Here is a 19,256-nt window from a genome sequence, read left to right on the forward strand (position 1 = left end):
CTGTTATACTCGCGCCCGAAACGGCTATTGACCTGGGAACGTGATGTGATTGAGATTTTGTATCAGGATGAACACCTGGTGGCGGTGAACAAACCGTCTGGCTGGTTGGTGCACCGCAGTTGGCTGGACCGTCATGAAACCCGTTTTATGATGCAGACGGTGCGCGATCAGCTCGGGAAGCACGTTTTTACCGTACACCGTCTCGATCGTCCGACCTCCGGCGTGCTGCTGATGGCGCTCTCCAGCGAGGTGGCGCGCCTGCTGTCGCAGCAGTTCGAACAACATCAGGTGCAGAAAACCTACCATGCGGTGGTGCGGGGTTACGTGCAGGAGGGGGCGACCCTCGACTACCCGCTGACGGCGGAACTGGACAAAATCGCCGATAAACATGCCGATGCCGACAAGGGGCCGCAGCCGGCGGTGACGCACTACCGGCCGTTGGCGCAGGTGGAGATGCCGGTGGCCGTCGGCCGCTACGACAGCGCGCGTTACAGCCTGGTGGAACTGCAGCCGGAAACCGGCCGCAAACATCAGCTGCGGCGCCATATGGCGCATCTTCGCCATCCGATCATCGGCGACAGCAAGCATGGCGATCTGCGGCAGAACCGCGGGATGGCGCAGCATTTCGGCTGCCCGCGCCTGATGCTGCACGCCAGCCATCTGCAGCTGACGCACCCGGTGACCGGCGAACCGCTGCAGGTGACGGCGCGCTGGGACGAAGACTGGCAAGGGGTGATGGCGCAGTTCGGCTGGGCGGGGCTATTCCCTGAACTTGCCGGGGTTGAGTTTAGCGCGGCTAACGGTCAGGATAGCTGACAATTTTTAAAGGTAATGAAGGGAGTAGGAGCCATGGCTCAGGTTGGTATCTTCGTGGGAACGGTCTACGGCAATTCGCTGCTGGTGGCGGAAGAGGCGCAAAACATCCTCAGCGAGCAGGGCCATGAGGTCAAACTGTTCGAAGAGGGCACGCTGGAGGCCTGGCAGTATTATCGTCAGCACTACGCGCTGGTGATCACCTCCACCACCGGGCAGGGCGATCTGCCGGACAGCATCGCGCCGCTGTTCCACGCTATCCGCGATCGGGTTGGCTATCAGCCGGAGCTGCGCTATGGGCTGATCGCCCTCGGCGACAGCAGCTATGACCACTTCTGCGGTGCCGGGCGCGCGTTCGACGCGCTGCTGCAGGAGCAGGGCGCCACCCGCGTTGGCGAAGTGCTGGAGATCGATGCGATGGAACAGCCGGAGCCGGAAGTGGCCGCCTGCCCGTGGGTCGAGCAGTGGGGCACGCTGCTGCAATCGTAAAGTAAAAAGGCGCCGCAAAAGGGCGCCTTGGCGATGATGCGGGTCAACCGATCCGCATTATTTGCCGCGGGTGAGTTTTTCCAGATCGGCTTCGATCTCGGCAATCTTGTGCGACACCACGCCTTCGAGATGGCGCAGGTCGTCGAGGATTTTACGCTTCAGATCCACTTCCACCTGATCGCGCTGGCACAGCTGATCCAGCTCGTCGATTACATAACGCAGGTTCGGGTTGATCTCGTGAATTTCCTTGTAGCCCTGGCCGGCGTTGTCCGCCACCACGGTTTTACGCTGGCGCGGGTACTTGAATTTCACGCTCTTGGCGAAGAACTCGCCCTTGTCCTTGCGGAAATAGATCTTGAGGATGTCGTTGTTGGCCTCTTGACGCAGGCTATAGCGATCGACGTCTTCCGGTTGATTGATGCCCAAACTCTTCAAGTTATCGTACATACTGCGCCCTCTTTAGATGTGATCGTTATATTCCACGACTGCGATTATGGCGGAAAGCGAGATCTGCGACTGTGACTGCCAGCGAAACGCAGACAAAAAAATAGCGGGTGAATCACCCGCTATTTCAATTTAGTCGATAGTGCGCAATAACTCATTAATGCCGACTTTACCGCGCGTTTTGGCGTCGACCTTCTTGACGATCACCGCGCAGTACAGGCTGTAAGAACCGTCTTTCGACGGCAGGTTGCCGGAAACCACCACCGAACCCGCCGGCACGCGGCCGTAATGGATTTCGCCGGTTTCGCGATCATAGATGCGGGTGCTCTGGCCGAGGTATACGCCCATCGAAATCACCGAGCCTTCTTCCACGATCACGCCTTCCACCACTTCGGAACGCGCGCCGATGAAGCAGTTGTCTTCGATGATGGTCGGGTTGGCCTGCAGCGGCTCCAGCACGCCGCCGATGCCGACGCCGCCGGACAGGTGAACGTTTTTGCCGATCTGTGCGCAAGAACCGACGGTAGCCCAGGTGTCGACCATGGTGCCTTCGTCGACGTAGGCGCCGATGTTAACGTAAGACGGCATCAGCACGGTGTTGCGAGCGATGAACGCGCCCTGGCGCACGGTGGCCGGCGGCACGACGCGGAAGCCTTCCTTCTGGAAGCGCGCTTCGTCGTAGTCGGCGAATTTCATCGGCACTTTGTCGTAGTAGCGGGTTTCCGCGCCGTCCATCACCTTGTTGTCGTTGATGCGGAAAGAGAGCAGCACGGCTTTCTTCAGCCACTGATGGGTGACCCATTGACCGTCGATCTTCTCGGCGACGCGCAGGGCGCCGCTGTCCAGCAGGCCGATCACCTGGTTTACCGCTTCGCGCGTTACGGTGTCTACGTTCGCCGGAGTGATGTCCGCACGGCGTTCGAAGGCGCTTTCAATAACGTTCTGTAATTGCTGCATGCTGTTCTCTTTCCTGATGTTGTCGGTAAAAAGTTACTTGTATCACATTTTATCGTTTGGGGTGAGGGCCTCTGTCAACCGTTGCTCCAACTTTCTGCGCGTTTCTTGGTCGAGCGCGCGCCGCTCGCCGTCGGCCAGGATAAACAAATCCTCGACCCGCTCGCCGATGGTGGAAATGCGCGCGCCGTGCAGCGACAGCCCCAGATCGGCGAACACTTCGCCCACCCGCGCCAGCAGGCCGGGTTGGTCGAGCGCGGTCAGCTCCAGGTAGCTGCGGCGATCGGTGTGGGTCGGCAGGAAGGTGACCTCGGTCGGCACGCTGAAGTGGCGCAGCTTGGATGACGGCCGGCGTACGCGCGGCGGCTGGTATTCCCGCTGGGTGATGGCCTGCAACAGCGCCTGGCGGATCGCCGCGTGGCGATCCTGCGCCAGCGGGCTGCCGTCCGGCTCCAGCACGATAAAGGTGTCCATCGCCATACCGTCGCGGTTGGTGAAGATCTGCGCGTCGTGCACGCTCAGGTTGCGGCGATCCATCTCTCCGGCGACGGCGGCGAACAGGTAAGGGCGATCCGGGCTCCAGATGAAGATCTCGGTGCCGCCGCGCGTCGCCTGGCGGCTGACCAGCACCAGCGGCTGGGTGGAGTCGTGGGCCAGCAGGTGGCGGGCGTGCCAGGCCAGCTGATTCGGCGAGTGGCGCAGGAAGTAATCGGCGCGGCAGCGGCTCCAGATGCGGTGCAGCGCCTCTTCGTCGATGTTGTCCATGCGCAGCAGCGCCAGCGCCTGCAGGCGATGGTGGCGCACGCGTTCGCGCAGGTCAGGGCTGTTTTGCATGCCGCGGCGCAGCTGTTTTTCGGTGGCGAAATACAGCTCGCGCAACAGGCTCTGTTTCCAGCTGTTCCACAGGGTTTCGTTGGTGGCGCAGATATCCGCCACCGTCAGACACACCAGATAGCGCAGGCGGGTTTCGCTCTGTACTTCGCTGCTGAACTGCTGGATCACCGTCGGATCCTGAATATCGCGGCGCTGCGCGGTGACCGACATCAGCAGGTGGCAGCGCACCAGCCAGGCCACCAGCTGGGTTTCTCGCGAGTTGAGGCCGTGCAGTTCGGCGAACTCCACCACGTCTTCCGCGCCGAGGATCGAGTGATCGCCGCCGCGCCCTTTGGCGATATCGTGGAACAAGGCCGCCAGCAGCAGCAGTTCCGGGTGCGGCAGGCGCGGGTACAGCTCCACGCACAGCGGATGGCGCGGCCGGGTTTCAGGCTCGGCGAAGCTCTCCAGCTTCTGCAGCACGCGGATGGTGTGTTCGTCAACGGTATAGGCATGGAACAGGTCGAACTGCATCTGCCCGACGATCTTGCCCCACTGCGGCATATAGGCCCACAGCACGCTGTGACGGTGCATCGGCACCAGCGCGCGCGACACCGCGCCGGGGTGGCGCAGGATGGCCATAAACAGATCGCGCGCTTCCGGGATGGTGCACAGCGGCTGTTTCAGGTGGCGGCGCGCGTGGCGCAGCTGGCGCACGGTGGTGGAGTAAATGCCTTTGATCTCGCGGTTGCGCACCATCAGGTAGAACATGCGCATGATGGCTTGCGGCTCGCGGATGAACAGCGTTTCGTCGCGCAGATCGATCAGATCGCCGCGCAGCTGGAAATCGTCGTTCAGCGGGCGCGGCTTTTCGGTGGCGTCCAGCGCCAGGATGGCTTCGTCGAACAGCTGCAGCAGCATGTGGTTCAGCTCGCTGACGCGGCGCGTCATGCGGTAGAAGTCTTTCATCATGCGCTCGACCGGCTCGTTGCCTTCGCCTTCATAGCGCAGCAGCTGCGCCACGCTGAGCTGACGATCGAACAGCAGACGGTTGTCGTAACGCGGCAGCACCAGATGCAGCGCGAAACGGATGCGCCACAGGAAGCTCTGGCATTCGTTCAGCTCGTTGCGTTCGGCCTGGGTGAGGAAACCGAAGCCGACCATTTCGTCCAGCGAGGTGGCGCCGAAGTGGCGACGCGCCACCCACAGCAGCGTGTGGATGTCACGCAGGCCACCGGGGCTGCTTTTGATATCCGGTTCCAGGTTATAGCTGGTGCCGTGGTAGCGCTGATGACGCTCCTGCTGCTCGCTGATCTTGGCGTGGAAGAACTGCGGCGAGGGCCAAAAGCCGTCGCTGAAGATATGCTTTTGCATCTGCAGGAACAGCGCAACGTCGCCGCAGATCATGCGCGATTCGATCAGGTTGGTGGCCACGGTCAGATCCGCCAGCCCTTCCAGCAGGCACTCTTCCAGGGTGCGCACGCTGTGGCCCACTTCCAGCTTGAGATCCCACAGCAGGGTGATGAATTCGCCGACCCGCTGCGACTGTTGCTCCGTCAGCCGGCGCTGGCTGAGCACCAGCACATCGATATCCGACAGCGGATGCAGCTCGCCACGGCCGTAGCCGCCGACCGCCACCAGCGCGGTTTCCGGGATATCTGCGAAGCCGTAGAACGTCCACAGCCGGCGCAGCAGGCGATCGATGAAGTCGCTGCGCGCCGCCACCAGGCTTTCGGCGCTGGATCCGGCGTTGAACGCCGCCGCCAGCCACAGCTGGAACTGCTCCAGCCGCTGTTTCAGCAGCGGGCAGGTGAGCTCGTCGTCGCCGTAGACGCTGGGAGAGGCGGGCGGCATCGGCACGGCCGGTTGAAGGAGATTGTCAGACATAGTGCGCAGCCCATAAAAAAGGCCGGCATAAGCCGGCCTGGTGACATTCTGCACGCGGCGTGCGCCGCAGTGCTTACATCTCGTGCGTAATGATGTTGGGGATGGTGTCATCCTTGCGCAACGTCATTATCTCGCAGCCGTTATCAGTGACCACAATAGTATGCTCATACTGCGCCGACAAGCTGCGATCTTTGGTTTTTACCGTCCAGCCGTCTTTCATGGTGCGGATGCGGTAGTCGCCGGCGTTGACCATCGGTTCGATGGTGAAGGCCATGCCCGCCTGCAGCACCACGCCGCCGTCGTCCGCGTCATAGTGCAGTACCTGCGGCTCTTCATGGAACACTTCGCCGATGCCGTGGCCGCAGTACTCGCGCACCACGGAGAATTTCTCGGCCTCGACGAATTGCTGGATGGCCTTGCCCAGGGTGCGCAGACGGATGCCCGGTTTGACCATCTTCAGCGCCAGATACAGGCTTTCCTGAGTGACGCGGCACAGGCGCTCGCCCAGAATGGTCGGTTTGCCGACGATGAACATCTTCGAGGTGTCGCCGTGGAAACCGTCTTTAATCACGGTTACGTCGATGTTGACGATGTCGCCGTCTTTCAGCGTTTTGTCGTCGCTCGGGATGCCGTGGCACACCACTTCGTTCACCGAGATGCACACGGATTTCGGGAAGCCGTGGTAGCCGAGGCAGGCGGAGATGGCCTGCTGCTCGTTGGTGATGTACTCGTGACAGATACGGTCCAGTTCGCCGGTGGTCACGCCAGGTTTGACGTGCGGCTCGATGATCTCCAGCACTTCGGCGGCCAGGCGGCCGGCCACGCGCATTTTTTGGATGTCATCAGGTGTTTTAATTGAGATTGCCATGAAATTCGTCCGCAGGTGTCGTTATCGTCGACAATAAGAAGCAGTGACTTATGGTATCAGCCCGGCCGGGGGCTGCCAAATTTCATTTCCTGACGCCCGGCGAAACGCAACAAAAGTTGGTGTCGGCAGCGGGTTTATGGTATAAAGCGCGCCGGCGATCCGCGACTTGGTTCTTGTGACCAGGCAGGAATTGGCCGAAAATACTTTAACTGCACTCATTTTGTGTAAATAACACACACGTATCGGCACATCCGCCGGGGTGCCCTGAGGTGACTTGTCGCCGCCAGGGTCGGCGTTATGGGATACGTGGAGGCATAACCCCAATTAATCTATAGAGGTTTAATCATGGCAACTGTTTCCATGCGCGACATGCTCAAGGCTGGTGTTCACTTTGGTCACCAGACCCGTTACTGGAACCCGAAAATGAAGCCTTTCATCTTCGGCGCTCGTAACAAGGTTCACATCATCAACCTGGAGCAGACCGTACCAATGTTCAACGCCGCTCTGGCTGAACTGACCAAGATCTCTTCCCGTAAAGGCAAGATCCTGTTCGTTGGTACCAAGCGCGCAGCAAGCGAAGCGGTAAAAGACGCTGCGAACAGCTGTGACCAGTTCTTCGTGAACCACCGCTGGTTGGGCGGTATGCTGACTAACTGGAAAACCGTTCGTCAGTCCATCAAGCGTTTGAAAGATCTGGAAATCCAGTCTCAAGACGGCACCCTGGACAAGCTGACCAAGAAAGAAGCGCTGATGCGCACTCGTGAACTGGCCAAGCTGGAAAACTCCCTGGGCGGTATCAAAGATATGGGCGGTCTGCCAGACGCACTGTTCGTTATCGATGCCGATCACGAGCACATCGCGATCAAAGAAGCCAACAACCTGGGTATCCCGGTATTCTCTATCGTTGATACCAACTCCAACCCAGACGGCGTTGACTTCATCATCCCTGGTAACGACGACGCAATCCGTGCAGTAAACCTGTACCTGACTGCTGTTGCTGCCGCTGTGCGTGAAGGTCGTTCTCAAGATCTGGCCGTTCAGGCGGAAGAAGGCTTCGTAGAAGCTGAATAATAAGGCAAGCTCGTCACTGAGCCCTTATTAACCAGGTATTGACATATGTTGGTTAGGGGGGCCTGTAAAGGCCCCCTTTGCTTATCTGAATGAGAACTGTCTCCACGCGAGATAACCGAGGAAAAATAAATGGCTGATATTACCGCTGCCCTGGTAAAAGAACTGCGCGAGCGTACCGGCGCTGGCATGATGGATTGCAAGAAGGCGCTGGTTGAATCCAACGGCGACATCGAGCTGGCAATCGAAAACATGCGTAAGTCCGGTGCGATCAAAGCCGCTAAAAAAGCAGGCAACGTGGCTGCTGACGGCGTGATCAAAACCAAGATCGAAGGCAACTACGGCATCATTCTGGAAGTTAACTGCCAGACTGACTTCGTAGCAAAAGACGCCGGTTTCCAGGCGTTCGCCGACAAAGTGCTGGATGCCGCTATGGCTGGCAAAATCACTGACGTTGACGTGCTGAAAGCACAGTTCGAAGAAGAGCGCGTAGCGCTGGTGGCAAAAATCGGCGAAAACATCAACATTCGTCGCGTTGCTTCCCTGGAAGGCGAAGTGCTGGGCAGCTACCTGCACGGCGCGCGTATCGGCGTTCTGGTTGCGGCTAAAGGCGCTGACGAAGAGCTGGTTAAGCAAATCGCAATGCACGTTGCGGCGAGCAAGCCAGAGTTCGTGAAGCCAGAAGACGTGTCTGCTGAAGTGGTAGAAAAAGAGTACCAGGTTCAGCTGGACATCGCCATGCAGTCCGGCAAGCCGAAAGAAATCGCAGAGAAAATGGTTGAAGGCCGCATGAAGAAATTCACCGGCGAAGTTTCTCTGACCGGTCAGCCTTTCGTTATGGATCCGAGCAAGTCTGTTGCTCAGGTGCTGAAAGAGCACAACGCTGACGTGACCAACTTCATTCGCTTCGAAGTGGGCGAAGGCATCGAGAAAGTCGAAACCGACTTCGCTGCTGAAGTTGCCGCGATGAGCAAACAGTCTTAATGACTGTCGATGGAACCGCCGTCTGGCGGTTCCATACTATCCAGCCAGAATTACACCGGTGGCAGGCCCTGCGGCGTGATATTCACCCCAGGCGCGTTTCATCGGCTGAAATCCCCAATACTAATACTGCTTCTTAGGACAGAACACCATGGCAACCAATGCAAAACCCGTATATCAGCGTATTCTGCTTAAACTGAGTGGCGAAGCCCTGCAAGGTGCAGAAGGTTTTGGTATCGACGCCAGCGTTTTGGATCGCATGGCTCAGGAAGTGAAAGAGCTGGTCGAACTGGGAATTCAGGTCGGTGTAGTTATTGGCGGCGGGAACCTGTTCCGCGGCGCGGGCCTGGCGCAAGCCGGCATGAACCGCGTAGTGGGCGACCACATGGGAATGCTGGCTACCGTGATGAACGGCCTGGCTATGCGTGATGCACTGCACCGTGCCTATGTGAACGCCCGCCTGATGTCGGCGATCCCGCTGAACGGCGTGTGTGACAATTACAGCTGGGCAGAGGCGATCAGTCTGCTGCGCAACAACCGCGTGGTGATCTTCTCCGCCGGTACCGGCAACCCGTTCTTCACCACCGATTCCGCCGCTTGCCTGCGCGGCATCGAGATCGAAGCGGACGTGGTGCTGAAAGCCACCAAAGTGGATGGCGTCTACTCCGCCGATCCGGTGAAAAATCCGGATGCGACGCTGTATGAACAATTAACCTATCAGGACGTGCTGGAGCGCGAGCTGAAAGTGATGGATCTGGCGGCGTTTACGCTGGCTCGCGATCACGGTCTGCCGATCCGCGTGTTCAACATGAACAAGCCTGGCGCGCTGCGCCGCGTGGTGATGGGTGAGAACGAAGGTACGTTGATCAGCAAATAAGGCTGTTCACACCCCTTTTTCGGAGCGCGTGACGCCAGGCGCCGCGCGCTCTCCGAGTACGATTACGGGCTATACTTGAGTATCGCCTGCCAAGTAACCAGCTTCCAAGGGTTTGCAACGTGACTAATGAAATCAGAAAAGATGCTGATTCACGCATGGAAAAAAGCGTAGAAGCATTCAAAAACCAAATCAGCAAGATCCGCACCGGCCGCGCTTCGCCAAGCATTCTGGACGGCATCATGGTGGAATACTACGGCGCCGCTACGCCGCTGCGTCAACTGGCCAACGTGACCGTGGAAGACTCCCGCACGCTGAAAATCAACGTGTTCGACCGCAGCCTGAGCCAGGCCGTTGAGAAAGCGATCATGAGTTCCGATCTGGGCCTTAACCCGTCTTCCGCCGGTTCTGACATTCGCGTTCCGCTGCCTCCGCTGACCGAAGAACGCCGTAAGGATCTGATCAAGATCGTACGCGGTGAAGCCGAGCAGGGCCGCGTAGCGGTGCGTAACGTGCGTCGCGACGCCAACGACAAGGTCAAGGCGCTGCTGAAAGACAAAGAGATCAGCGAAGACGAAGAGCGTCGTTCGCAAGACGAGATTCAGAAAATGACCGACGCTTACATCAAGCTGGTCGACGCCGCGCTGGCGGAGAAAGAAAAAGAGTTGATGGATTTCTAATCAGCATCGCGCAGAAAAAAAGCGTCGCCTGGGCGGCGCTTTGTTTTTTGTGGCGCAGATCCCGTTTCATCGTACTGAAAGATCATGGACAAGCGGTGTCCAAGGTTCCACACTGGGACACCTCCGATCTCATCAGACAGTTATTCAGAGTGAACTCATGAAGCAACTGACCATTCTTGGCTCGACCGGCTCGGTAGGGACCAGCACCCTGGCCGTGGTCAGGGCGAATCCCGACCGTTTTGCGATCAAAGCGCTGGTGGCCGGCCGCAACGTCGCGGTCATGGCGCAGCAATGCATGGAATTCCGGCCCGCCTTTGCTGCTATGGCGGATGAAAACGCCGCCCGCGAGCTGCGCGCTATCCTGGCGGAAAACGGCGTCGCTACCGAAGTCTTGGCCGGAGAGCAAGCGGCCTGCGAGCTGGCCGCGTTGGATGACGTCGATCAGGTGACGGCAGCGATCGTCGGCGCTGCGGGGCTGTTGCCGACGCTGGCGGCGATCCGCGCGGGCAAGCAGGTACTGCTGGCCAACAAGGAGTCGCTGGTCACCTGCGGCCGTCTGTTTATGGACGCGGTGCGGCAAAGCCAGGCGCAACTGCTGCCGCTCGACAGCGAGCACAACGCGATTTTTCAGAGTTTGCCTGAGAGCATTCAGCGTCAGTTGGGATACTCTTCACTGGACAGTCATGGTGTCTCGCGCATCGTGCTTACCGGTTCCGGCGGCCCGTTCCGCACCACGCCGCTGGAACAGTTCGCCACGATGACGCCGGATCAAGCCTGCGCCCACCCGAACTGGTCGATGGGCCGCAAGATCTCGGTGGATTCCGCCACCATGATGAACAAAGGTCTGGAATACATTGAGGCCCGCTGGCTGTTTAACGCGTCGGCCGAACAAATGGAAGTGATCCTGCACCCGCAGTCGGTGATTCACTCGATGGTGCGCTATACCGACGGCAGCGTGCTGGCGCAGCTGGGTACGCCGGATATGCGTACGCCGATCGCCCACGCGATGGCGTATCCGCAGCGCGTGAACTCCGGCGTGGAAGCGCTGGACTTCTGCCGCATCGGTTCGCTGACCTTCGCCGAGCCGGAGCGTGAGCGTTATCCTTGCCTGTATTTGGCGATCGAAGCGTTCGATGCCGGCCAGGCGGCGACCACTGCGCTGAACGCGGCCAACGAAATCGCCGTGGCGGCTTTTTTGCAGCAGCAGATTCGCTTTACCGACATCGCGGCGGTCAACCGCCAGGTGGTGGAGCGTCTCGCACTGCAGGAACCGACCTGCATCGAAGCGGTCTTAGACATTGACCGCCAGGCGCGCGCCGCCGCTGAGGAGCGCGTTCGCGCGTTGTGCGGCTGATCACGGCGATTATCCGATTTTGCTCGTAATTCGCGCGTGCCGCAGCGGGGCCGTTTGTTCATGCCCCGCTGAGGTGGTATAGTCTGCGCCACCTGTCAGCGGTTATACCGTTGAATTATGGCTCGATTGGCGCTCTGTTCGCCAATGGCGACCCGGTTGCGCCGGGTATCGCAAGGGCAGGTTGAAAGCCGTGTCGGGCACACGGCTTTTTTTGCGTGTAAGGGTCTGATGTTCCGGAAAGGCAGTTATATTTCTACTGAGGAAATAAGTACGAGTTATGTCGTCCGCAAACCAACAAGAGGTTAATCCATCTTCCCCGGGGCCGCGCCATGTTGCCATTATCATGGACGGTAACGGACGCTGGGCCAAACGTCAGGGCAAGTTACGTGTCTTCGGTCATAAAGCAGGGGTGAAATCGGTTCGCCGCGCGGTCAGTTTTGCCGCCAGCCACCATTTAGATGCACTCACGCTTTATGCCTTCAGCAGCGAAAACTGGAACCGTCCGGTGCAGGAAGTCTCCGCCCTGATGGAGCTTTTTGTCCGTGCTCTGGATAGTGAAGTAAAAAGCCTGCATAAACATAACGTCAGGCTGCGGGTGATCGGCGATATCAGTCGATTCAGCGCGCGTTTGCAGGAGCGGATCCGCCGCTCTGAAGCACTGACGGAAAATAACGATGGCCTGACGCTCAATATCGCTGCCAACTACGGCGGCCGTTGGGATATCATTCAGGGAGTAAGGGAACTGGCCGAACAGGTACGGGGAGGGGAGTTGCACCCGGATCAGATCAGCGAGGAATTATTGAGCGAGCGGGTTTGCATGAGCGATCTGGCGCCGGTGGATCTGGTTATCCGCACCGGTGGCGAACATCGCATCAGTAACTTCCTGCTGTGGCAAGTCGCCTATGCTGAACTTTACTTTACTGATGTGCTCTGGCCTGATTTCGATGAACTTGTCTTTGAAGGTGCGCTGAATGCATTTGCACAACGTGAGCGCCGCTTCGGGGGAACAACACCTATCGGCGCCGATGCGTCCTAGGGAGAACTTTTGCTGAAGTATCGCCTCATAACTGCTCTGATTTTAATCCCGATCGTTATCGCGGCGCTGTTCCTGTTGCCGCCGCTGGCCTTTGCTCTGGTAACGCTCGTCGTGTGCATGTTAGCAGCCTGGGAGTGGGGCCAACTGGCCGGTTTTACCTCCCGTTCGCAGCGCATCTGGCTGGCGATACTGTGCGGTTTTCTGTTGGCGCTGATGATGCTCAGCGTTCCCGCCTACCATCAATCCGTGCCGCAGGTAAGCGGCTCGCTGTGGCTGTCGCTGGCCTGGTGGCTGGCGGCGCTGCTGCTGGTGCTGTTTTACCCCGGCTCGGCCGCCATCTGGCGCAATTCGCGCCCGCTGCGCCTGCTGTTTGGCCTGCTGACCATCGTGCCGTTCTTCTGGGGCATGCTGGCGCTGCGCCAGTTCGGCTATGAGCAAAACCCGTTTACCGGCGCCTGGTGGCTGCTGTACGTGATGCTGCTGGTGTGGGGCGCGGATTCCGGTGCCTATATGTTCGGCAAGCTGTTCGGCAAGCATAAGCTGGCGCCGAAGGTCTCGCCGGGTAAAACCTGGGAAGGGTTGATCGGCGGGCTGCTGACGTCGGCGGTGATCTCGTGGCTGTTCGGCCGCTACGCGCCGCTGAACGTGGTGCCGACCACGCTGCTGGCCTGTTCGGTGATCGCCGCGCTGGCTTCGGTGCTGGGCGATTTGACCGAAAGCATGTTCAAACGCGAAGCGGGCATCAAGGACAGCGGGCATTTGATTCCCGGCCACGGCGGCATACTGGATCGTATCGACAGCCTGACCGCGGCGGTGCCGGTGTTTGCCTGCCTGATGCTGTTGGTGTTTTAATCCGTCGATGACGGAAAGTGAGGGATGATGGTCAGCGTGCTTTGGAACCTGGTGGCGTTTCTGATTGCGCTCGGTATCTTGATTACCGTGCATGAGTTCGGACACTTTTGGGTTGCCCGTCGTTGCGGCGTGCGCGTTGAACGCTTCTCCATCGGCTTCGGCCGGGCGCTGTGGCGCCGCACCGATCGTCAGGGCACCGAGTACGTTATCGCTCTGATCCCGCTCGGTGGCTACGTGAAGATGCTGGACGAGCGCGTGGAGTCGGTGGCGCCGGAGATGCGCCACCAGGCCTTCAACAATAAAACCGTCTGGCAGCGCGCGGCCATCATCAGCGCCGGCCCCATCGCCAACTTCCTGTTTGCTATCCTTGCCTATTGGCTGGTGTTCATCATCGGCGTGCCGAGTTTCCGCCCGGTGATCGGCGAAATCGCGCCGCAATCCATCGCCGCCAAGGCCGAAATTTCGTCTGGCATGGAACTAAAGTCGGTTGACGGCATCGAAACGCCTGATTGGGAGTCAGTTCGTCTGGCGCTGGTGGCGAAGATTGGCGATGCGCAAACCGAAGTCGGCGTCGCGCCGTTCGGTTCTTCGCAGGTGGTGACCAAAACCCTGGACTTGCGCCAGTGGAACTTTGAACCGGACAAGCAGGATCCCGTTGTCGCGCTGGGCATTATGCCGCGCGGCCCGCAGATCGAATCCGTGTTGGCGGAAGTGCAGCCTAACTCGGCGGCGCAAAAGGCGGGTTTACAAGCGGGGGACAGGATCGTTAAAGTCGATGGTCAGCCGTTGGGTCGTTGGCAGACGCTGGTGAAGCGTATCCACGATGGCCCGGGGCAACCGCTGGCTTTGGAGATTGAAAGAAACGGCGCCCCCTTGTCTTTGACGCTGATACCGGATACAAAGCCGGTGGGAAAAGACAAATCGGTGGGGTTTGCAGGCATCATTCCAAAAGTGCTGCCGCTGCCGGACGAGTATAAAACGATTCGCCAGTATGGACCGTTCCCGGCGCTGTATCAGGCCGGCGACAAGACCTGGCAGCTGATGCGGCTGACGGTCAACATGCTGGGCAAATTAATAACCGGTGATGTAAAGCTGAACAACCTGAGTGGCCCGATCTCGATTGCACAGGGAGCTGGGGCGTCAGCCGGAGTCGGGTTCGTGTATTATCTGATGTTCCTGGCGTTGATTAGCGTCAACCTGGGTATCATCAACCTGTTCCCATTACCGGTGTTAGATGGTGGGCATCTCCTCTTCCTGGCGATAGAAAAGCTGAAGGGTGGGCCGGTTTCCGAGCGAGTACAGGACTACAGCTACCGCATAGGTTCGATCGTGCTGGTGTTGTTGATGGGTCTTGCACTTTTCAATGATTTTTCCCGCCTCTAGGGGCGGGGATAGGTTAGGAAGAACGCATAACAACGATGGCGATGAAAAAGTTGCTCATAGCGTCGCTGCTGTTTGGCAGCGCCACCGTATACGGTGCAGACGGGTTCGTAGTGAAAGACATTCATTTCGAAGGCCTGCAGCGAGTCGCCGTCGGTGCGGCGTTACTCAACATGCCGGTTCGCGTCGGCGATACCGTCACTGACGATGACATCAGTAATACCATCCGTGCCTTGTTTGCCACCGGCAACTTCGAGGACGTGCGCGTGCTGCGCGATGGTAATACCTTGATCGTGCAGGTGAAGGAACGTCCTACCATCGCCAGCATCACTTTCTCCGGCAACAAGTCGGTGAAGGATGACATGCTCAAGCAGAACCTGGAAGCCTCCGGCGTCCGGGTGGGCGAGGCGCTCGACCGCACCACGATCTCCAGCATTGAAAAAGGGCTGGAAGACTTCTACTACAGCGTCGGTAAATACAGCGCCTCGGTGAAAGCCGTAGTCACGCCGTTGCCGCGCAACCGTGTCGACCTGAAGCTGGTGTTCACGGAAGGGGTCTCCGCCAAGATTCAACAAATCAACATCGTCGGCAACCATGCCTTCACCAACGACGAACTGATCTCACGCTTCCAACTGCGTGACGAAGTGCCATGGTGGAACCTGGTCGGCGATCGCAAATACCAGAAGCAAAAACTGGCGGGCGATCTCGAAACCCTGCGCAGCTTCTATCTGGATCGCGGCTATGCCCGCTTCAACATCGATTCTACCCAGGTGAGCCTGACGCCGGATAAAAAAGGCATCTACATCACCATCAACATCACCGAAGGCGAGCAGTACAAGCTTTCCGATGTTGTCGTGAACGGCAATCTGGCCGGCCACTCGGCGGAAGTCGCTCAGATCACCAAAATCGAGCCAGGCGAGCTGTACAACGGCAGCAAGGTGACCAAAATGGAAGACAACATCAAAACGATGTTGGGCCGTTATGGTTACGCCTACCCGCGCGTCGGCACTCAGCCTGAGATCAACGACGCGGATAAAACCGTCAAACTGCACGTCAACGTTGACGCGGGCAACCGCTTCTACGTGCGTCGCATCAAGTTCGAAGGCAACGACACCAGCAAGGATTCCGTACTGCGTCGCGAAATGCGCCAGATGGAAGGCGCCTGGCTCGGCAACGAGCAGGTCGAGCAGGGCAAAGAGCGTCTGAACCGTCTGGGCTACTTCGAAACGGTTGACGTGGAAACCCAGCGCGTGCCGGGCACCGCCGATCAGGTCGATGTGACCTACAAGGTGAAAGAACGCAACACCGGTACCTTCAACTTCGGCGTCGGTTACGGCACCGAGAGCGGCGTCAGCTTCCAGGCGGGCGTGCAGCAGGATAACTGGTTGGGTACCGGGTACTCGGTCGGCATCAGCGGCACCAAGAACGACTATCAGACCTATACCGAACTGTCGGTCACCAACCCGTACTTCACCGTTGACGGTGTGAGCCTGGGCGGCCGCATCTTCTACAACGACTTTAAGGCGGATGACGCGGATCTGTCGGACTATACCAACAAGAGTTACGGTATCGACGGCACGCTGGGCTTCCCGATCAACGAAAACAACTCGTTGCGCACCGGCCTGGGCTACGTCCACAACGGCCTGTCGAACATGCAGCCGCAGATCGCCATGTGGCGTTACCTCGACTCGATGGGCGTGGATGCGAACAAAACCGACCGCGCCAGCTACTCGACCGACGACTTTACGCTGAACCTGGGCTGGACCTACAACAACCTGGACCGCGGCTACTTCCCGACCTCGGGTAACCGCACCACGTTGAACGGCAAGGTCACCATTCCGGGCTCGGACAACGAATACTACAAGGTGACGCTGGACAGCGTACAATACGTGCCGATCAACGACGATCGCACCTGGGTGCTGTTGGGCCGTGGCCGTCTGGGTTATGCGGATGGGTTGGGCGGCAAGGAAATGCCGTTCTACGAGAACTTCTACGCCGGTGGTTCGAGCACCGTGCGCGGCTTCCAGTCCAACACCATTGGTCCGAAGGCGGTGTACTACAACTCCAACTCGTACCAGTGTCAGTTCAACGCCGGCAGCACGACCTCGCGTCAGAGCATCTGTAGCTCGGATGACGCGGTGGGCGGTAACGCTATGGCGGTCGCCAGCCTGGAGCTGATCACCCCGACGCCGTTCATCAGCGAGAAATACGCCAACTCGGTGCGGACCTCGCTGTTCATCGATGCCGGTACCGTGTGGGATACCAAGTGGAAGAATACCGACGAAACGCTGATGTACGGCGTGCCGGACTACAGCAAGGCCAGCAATATTCGTTCTTCCGCCGGTATCGCGCTGCAGTGGATGTCGCCATTGGGGCCATTGGTGTTCTCTTACGCCAACCCGATCAAGAAATACGAAGGCGACAAGTCCGAACAGTTCCAGTTTAACATCGGTAAGACCTGGTAACGGGTCTCGCCTCTGGGCATAACAGTTATTAAGAATCGCAATGGCCAGGCGCCCGCCGGCAGAGGGAGATGATTCTCATTGTTTGGTGGGACAAGTCTGGCAAATTGTGTACTTCAGTGTCATATGACACAAATGGGTGATGGTAAGGAGTTTATAGTGAAAAAGTGGTTGTGTGCCGCAGGCCTCGGTTTAGCAATGGCTGCTTCAGCTGGCGTTCAGGCAGCAGATAAGATCGCTGTCGTTAACGTCTCCAGCATTTTCCAACAGCTGCCGGCCCGTGAAGCGGTCGCTAAACAGCTGGAAAACGAGTTTAAAGGCCGTGCAAGCGAACTCCAGAACATGGAACGTAGCCTGCAGACCAAAATGCAACGTCTGCAGCGTGACGGCGCTACCATGAAAGCCAGCGACCGCAGCAAGTTGGAAAAAGACGTGATGGCGCAACGCGAGCAGTTCTCTCAGAAAGCCCAGGCTTTCGAGCAGGACAACCGCCGTCGCCAGATGGAAGAACGTAACAAGATCCTGAGCCGTATTCAGGACGCGGTGAAATCTGTCGCCAGCAAAGGCGGTTATGACGTGGTGATCGACGCCAACGCCGTTGCCTATGCAGACTCTTCCAAAGATATCACTGCTGACGTGCTGAAACAGGTTAAATAACACATGCTTTCAATTCGACTGGCTGATTTAGCGCAGCAGTTGGATGCACAATTGCACGGTGATGGCGATCTCGTCATCACCGGCATTGCTTCTATGCATTCGGCACAGCCTGGCCAAATCACGTTTTTGTCAAACAGCCGCTATCAAGAGCAGCTGTCTTCCTGCCAGGCAAGCGCCGTGGTGCTTACCGAAGCGGATTTACCACACTGCCGTGCTGCGGCGCTGGTGGTTAAAAACCCTTATCTGACCTACGCGCGCATGGCGCAACTGATGGACACTACGCCGGCACCAGCACAGGATATCGCGCCAAGCGCGGTGATCTCGCCTGAAGCGCAGCTGGGGCAGAACGTCGCCATTGGGGCGAACGCGGTGATTGAGTCGGGTGCGGTGCTTGGCGATAACGTGGTTATCGGCCCGGGCTGCTTCATCGGCAAACACGCACGCATCGGCGCGGGAACGCGTCTGTGGGCGAATGTCACGATTTATCATGCGGTTGAAATCGGCCAGCGCTGCCTGATCCAGTCCGGCACCGTGATCGGCGCGGACGGTTTCGGCTATGCGAACGAGCGCGGCGAGTGGATCAAAATCCCTCAGTTGGGCACGGTGATTATCGGCGATCGCGTCGAAATCGGCGCTTGCACCACCATTGACCGCGGCGCTTTGGATAACACCCAAATCGGGAATGGTGTTATCATCGACAACCAATGCCAGATTGCACATAACGTCGTGATTGGCGACAATACCGCCGTCGCCGGCGGTGTGATCATGGCCGGCAGCCTGAAAATCGGCCGCTACTGCCAGATCGGCGGTGCCAGCGTGATCAACGGTCACATGGAGATTGCCGACAAGGTTGTTGTTACCGGAATGGGAATGGTTATGCGACCAATCACCGAACCTGGGGTATACTCTTCGGGCATTCCGTTGCAGCCTAACAAGGTTTGGCGTAAAACCGCTGCGTTGGTGATGAATATCGATGAGATCAGCAAACGCTTGAAAGCTGTCGAACGTAAAGTCGGAAAAGACTAATCATTGCCGCCCGCCCTGGCGGGTACAAAACGAAACGCGTTGGTCGTGAGACCAAAAGCGCAAAGAGATGTTAATTTGCGGCCTGCATGATGATCTCCTTTTGGGGTCAGCGCAGGCCGTGTTGTTGATGCCATCAGTTTTTAGAGACAGGAAGAGTATTTTGACTACTGACACTCATACTCTGGATATTGCAGAAATTTTGGATCTGCTTCCTCACCGTTACCCGTTCTTGCTGGTCGACCGCGTCCTCGAGTTTGAAGAGCACAAATATCTGCGTGCGGTGAAGAACGTATCGGTGAATGAACCGTTTTTCCAGGGCCATTTCCCTGGCAAACCGATTTTCCCAGGCGTATTGATCCTGGAAGCCATGGCGCAGGCCACCGGTATCCTGGCGTTTAAAAGCGTCGGCAAACTGGAGCCGGGCGAGCTGTATTACTTCGCCGGTATCGACGAAGCACGTTTCAAGCGCCCTGTGGTGCCAGGCGATCAGATGGTCATGGAAGTCACCTTCGAGAAAACTCGCCGCGGTCTGACTCGCTTCAAAGGCGTGGCGACCGTTGACGGTAAAATTGTCTGCGAAGCAACCATGATGTGTGCCCGCAGCCGGGAGGCTTAATC

Annotated in this window: 18 protein-coding genes; 14 read left to right on the top strand and 4 right to left on the bottom strand. The window is 58.3% G+C overall.

Translation table 11 applies throughout. From position 1 onward, the window contains the following. Window positions 1-45 precede the first annotated feature (45 nt). A complete protein-coding gene (truC, locus tag ACOWVD_RS21085) occupies window positions 46-816 on the top strand; it encodes a tRNA pseudouridine(65) synthase TruC (RefSeq protein ID WP_015378897.1) in 771 nt (256 codons plus the stop codon). Window positions 817-849: 33 nt separating this feature from the next. Further along, window positions 850-1,302 carry a flavodoxin gene (locus tag ACOWVD_RS21090; protein WP_197764040.1) on the top strand — a complete coding sequence of 151 codons (453 nt, stop codon included), beginning with the start codon at window positions 850-852 and terminating at the stop codon, window positions 1,300-1,302. 57 nt (window positions 1,303-1,359) lie between these two features. On the opposite strand, the gene ACOWVD_RS21095 is transcribed toward ACOWVD_RS21090, so the two are convergent. From ACOWVD_RS21095 to map, 4 genes are all read right to left on the bottom strand, one after another. Next, window positions 1,360-1,749 (bottom strand): DUF3461 family protein, encoded by a 390-nt coding sequence (locus ACOWVD_RS21095; protein WP_004931929.1) that lies wholly within the window; start codon window positions 1,747-1,749, stop codon window positions 1,360-1,362. A 129-nt stretch (window positions 1,750-1,878) separates the two neighbouring features. Beyond that, entirely contained in the window at window positions 1,879-2,703 is an 825-nt protein-coding gene (gene dapD / locus ACOWVD_RS21100) for a 2,3,4,5-tetrahydropyridine-2,6-dicarboxylate N-succinyltransferase (RefSeq protein ID WP_004931932.1), read from the bottom strand. Between the two features lie 42 nt (window positions 2,704-2,745). Continuing rightward, window positions 2,746-5,400: a bifunctional uridylyltransferase/uridylyl-removing protein GlnD gene (gene glnD / locus ACOWVD_RS21105; RefSeq protein ID WP_164095969.1), complete on the bottom strand. Its 2,655-nt coding sequence runs from the start codon at window positions 5,398-5,400 to the stop codon at window positions 2,746-2,748. 73 nt (window positions 5,401-5,473) lie between these two features. After that, on the bottom strand, window positions 5,474-6,268 hold the full coding sequence (gene map / locus ACOWVD_RS21110; RefSeq protein ID WP_004931936.1) for a type I methionyl aminopeptidase: 795 nt from the start codon (window positions 6,266-6,268) through the stop codon (window positions 5,474-5,476). A 345-nt stretch (window positions 6,269-6,613) separates the two neighbouring features. Here map and rpsB point away from each other — a divergent pair, with 345 nt between their 5' ends. The 12 genes from rpsB to fabZ all read left to right on the top strand — a co-directional run bounded on the left by rpsB (window position 6,614) and on the right by fabZ (window position 19,254). Beyond that, a complete protein-coding gene (gene rpsB, locus ACOWVD_RS21115) occupies window positions 6,614-7,339 on the top strand; it encodes a 30S ribosomal protein S2 (protein WP_004931937.1) in 726 nt (241 codons plus the stop codon). A 129-nt stretch (window positions 7,340-7,468) separates the two neighbouring features. Continuing rightward, on the top strand, window positions 7,469-8,320 hold the full coding sequence (gene tsf / locus ACOWVD_RS21120) for a translation elongation factor Ts (RefSeq protein WP_004931939.1): 852 nt from the start codon (window positions 7,469-7,471) through the stop codon (window positions 8,318-8,320). 148 nt (window positions 8,321-8,468) lie between these two features. Further along, window positions 8,469-9,194, top strand: a complete 726-nt coding sequence (gene pyrH, locus ACOWVD_RS21125; protein WP_004931940.1) for a UMP kinase — start codon at window positions 8,469-8,471, stop codon at window positions 9,192-9,194. Window positions 9,195-9,313: 119 nt separating this feature from the next. Continuing rightward, complete coding sequence (gene frr / locus ACOWVD_RS21130) at window positions 9,314-9,871, top strand: ribosome recycling factor (RefSeq protein ID WP_004931943.1); 558 nt, start codon at window positions 9,314-9,316, stop codon at window positions 9,869-9,871. A gap of 157 nt (window positions 9,872-10,028) precedes the next feature. Further along, a complete protein-coding gene (gene ispC / locus ACOWVD_RS21135; protein WP_049241690.1) occupies window positions 10,029-11,225 on the top strand; it encodes a 1-deoxy-D-xylulose-5-phosphate reductoisomerase in 1,197 nt (398 codons plus the stop codon). 277 nt (window positions 11,226-11,502) lie between these two features. Further along, the gene (ispU, locus tag ACOWVD_RS21140) at window positions 11,503-12,261 is read left to right on the top strand and encodes a (2E,6E)-farnesyl-diphosphate-specific ditrans,polycis-undecaprenyl-diphosphate synthase (RefSeq protein ID WP_049241692.1); all 759 of its coding nucleotides are present in this window, start codon (window positions 11,503-11,505) and stop codon (window positions 12,259-12,261) included. A 9-nt stretch (window positions 12,262-12,270) separates the two neighbouring features. Next, window positions 12,271-13,113: a phosphatidate cytidylyltransferase gene (gene cdsA / locus ACOWVD_RS21145; RefSeq protein ID WP_004931949.1), complete on the top strand. Its 843-nt coding sequence runs from the start codon at window positions 12,271-12,273 to the stop codon at window positions 13,111-13,113. A gap of 27 nt (window positions 13,114-13,140) precedes the next feature. Beyond that, window positions 13,141-14,496, top strand: coding sequence for a sigma E protease regulator RseP (gene rseP / locus ACOWVD_RS21150; RefSeq protein WP_004931952.1), 1,356 nt, complete (start codon window positions 13,141-13,143; stop codon window positions 14,494-14,496). 35 nt (window positions 14,497-14,531) lie between these two features. Next, a complete protein-coding gene (bamA, locus tag ACOWVD_RS21155; protein ID WP_004931955.1) occupies window positions 14,532-16,958 on the top strand; it encodes an outer membrane protein assembly factor BamA in 2,427 nt (808 codons plus the stop codon). Window positions 16,959-17,114: 156 nt separating this feature from the next. Beyond that, entirely contained in the window at window positions 17,115-17,612 is a 498-nt protein-coding gene (gene skp / locus ACOWVD_RS21160; RefSeq protein WP_004931958.1) for a molecular chaperone Skp, read from the top strand. Window positions 17,613-17,615: 3 nt separating this feature from the next. Beyond that, window positions 17,616-18,638 (top strand): UDP-3-O-(3-hydroxymyristoyl)glucosamine N-acyltransferase, encoded by a 1,023-nt coding sequence (gene lpxD / locus ACOWVD_RS21165; RefSeq protein ID WP_004931959.1) that lies wholly within the window; start codon window positions 17,616-17,618, stop codon window positions 18,636-18,638. Between the two features lie 160 nt (window positions 18,639-18,798). Further along, the gene (gene fabZ, locus ACOWVD_RS21170; RefSeq protein WP_004931962.1) at window positions 18,799-19,254 is read left to right on the top strand and encodes a 3-hydroxyacyl-ACP dehydratase FabZ; all 456 of its coding nucleotides are present in this window, start codon (window positions 18,799-18,801) and stop codon (window positions 19,252-19,254) included. Window positions 19,255-19,256: the final 2 nt, after the last annotated feature.

It is taken from the genome of Serratia sp. SA088, assembly GCF_049065515.1.
Lineage (GTDB): Bacteria > Pseudomonadota > Gammaproteobacteria > Enterobacterales > Enterobacteriaceae > Serratia > Serratia nematodiphila.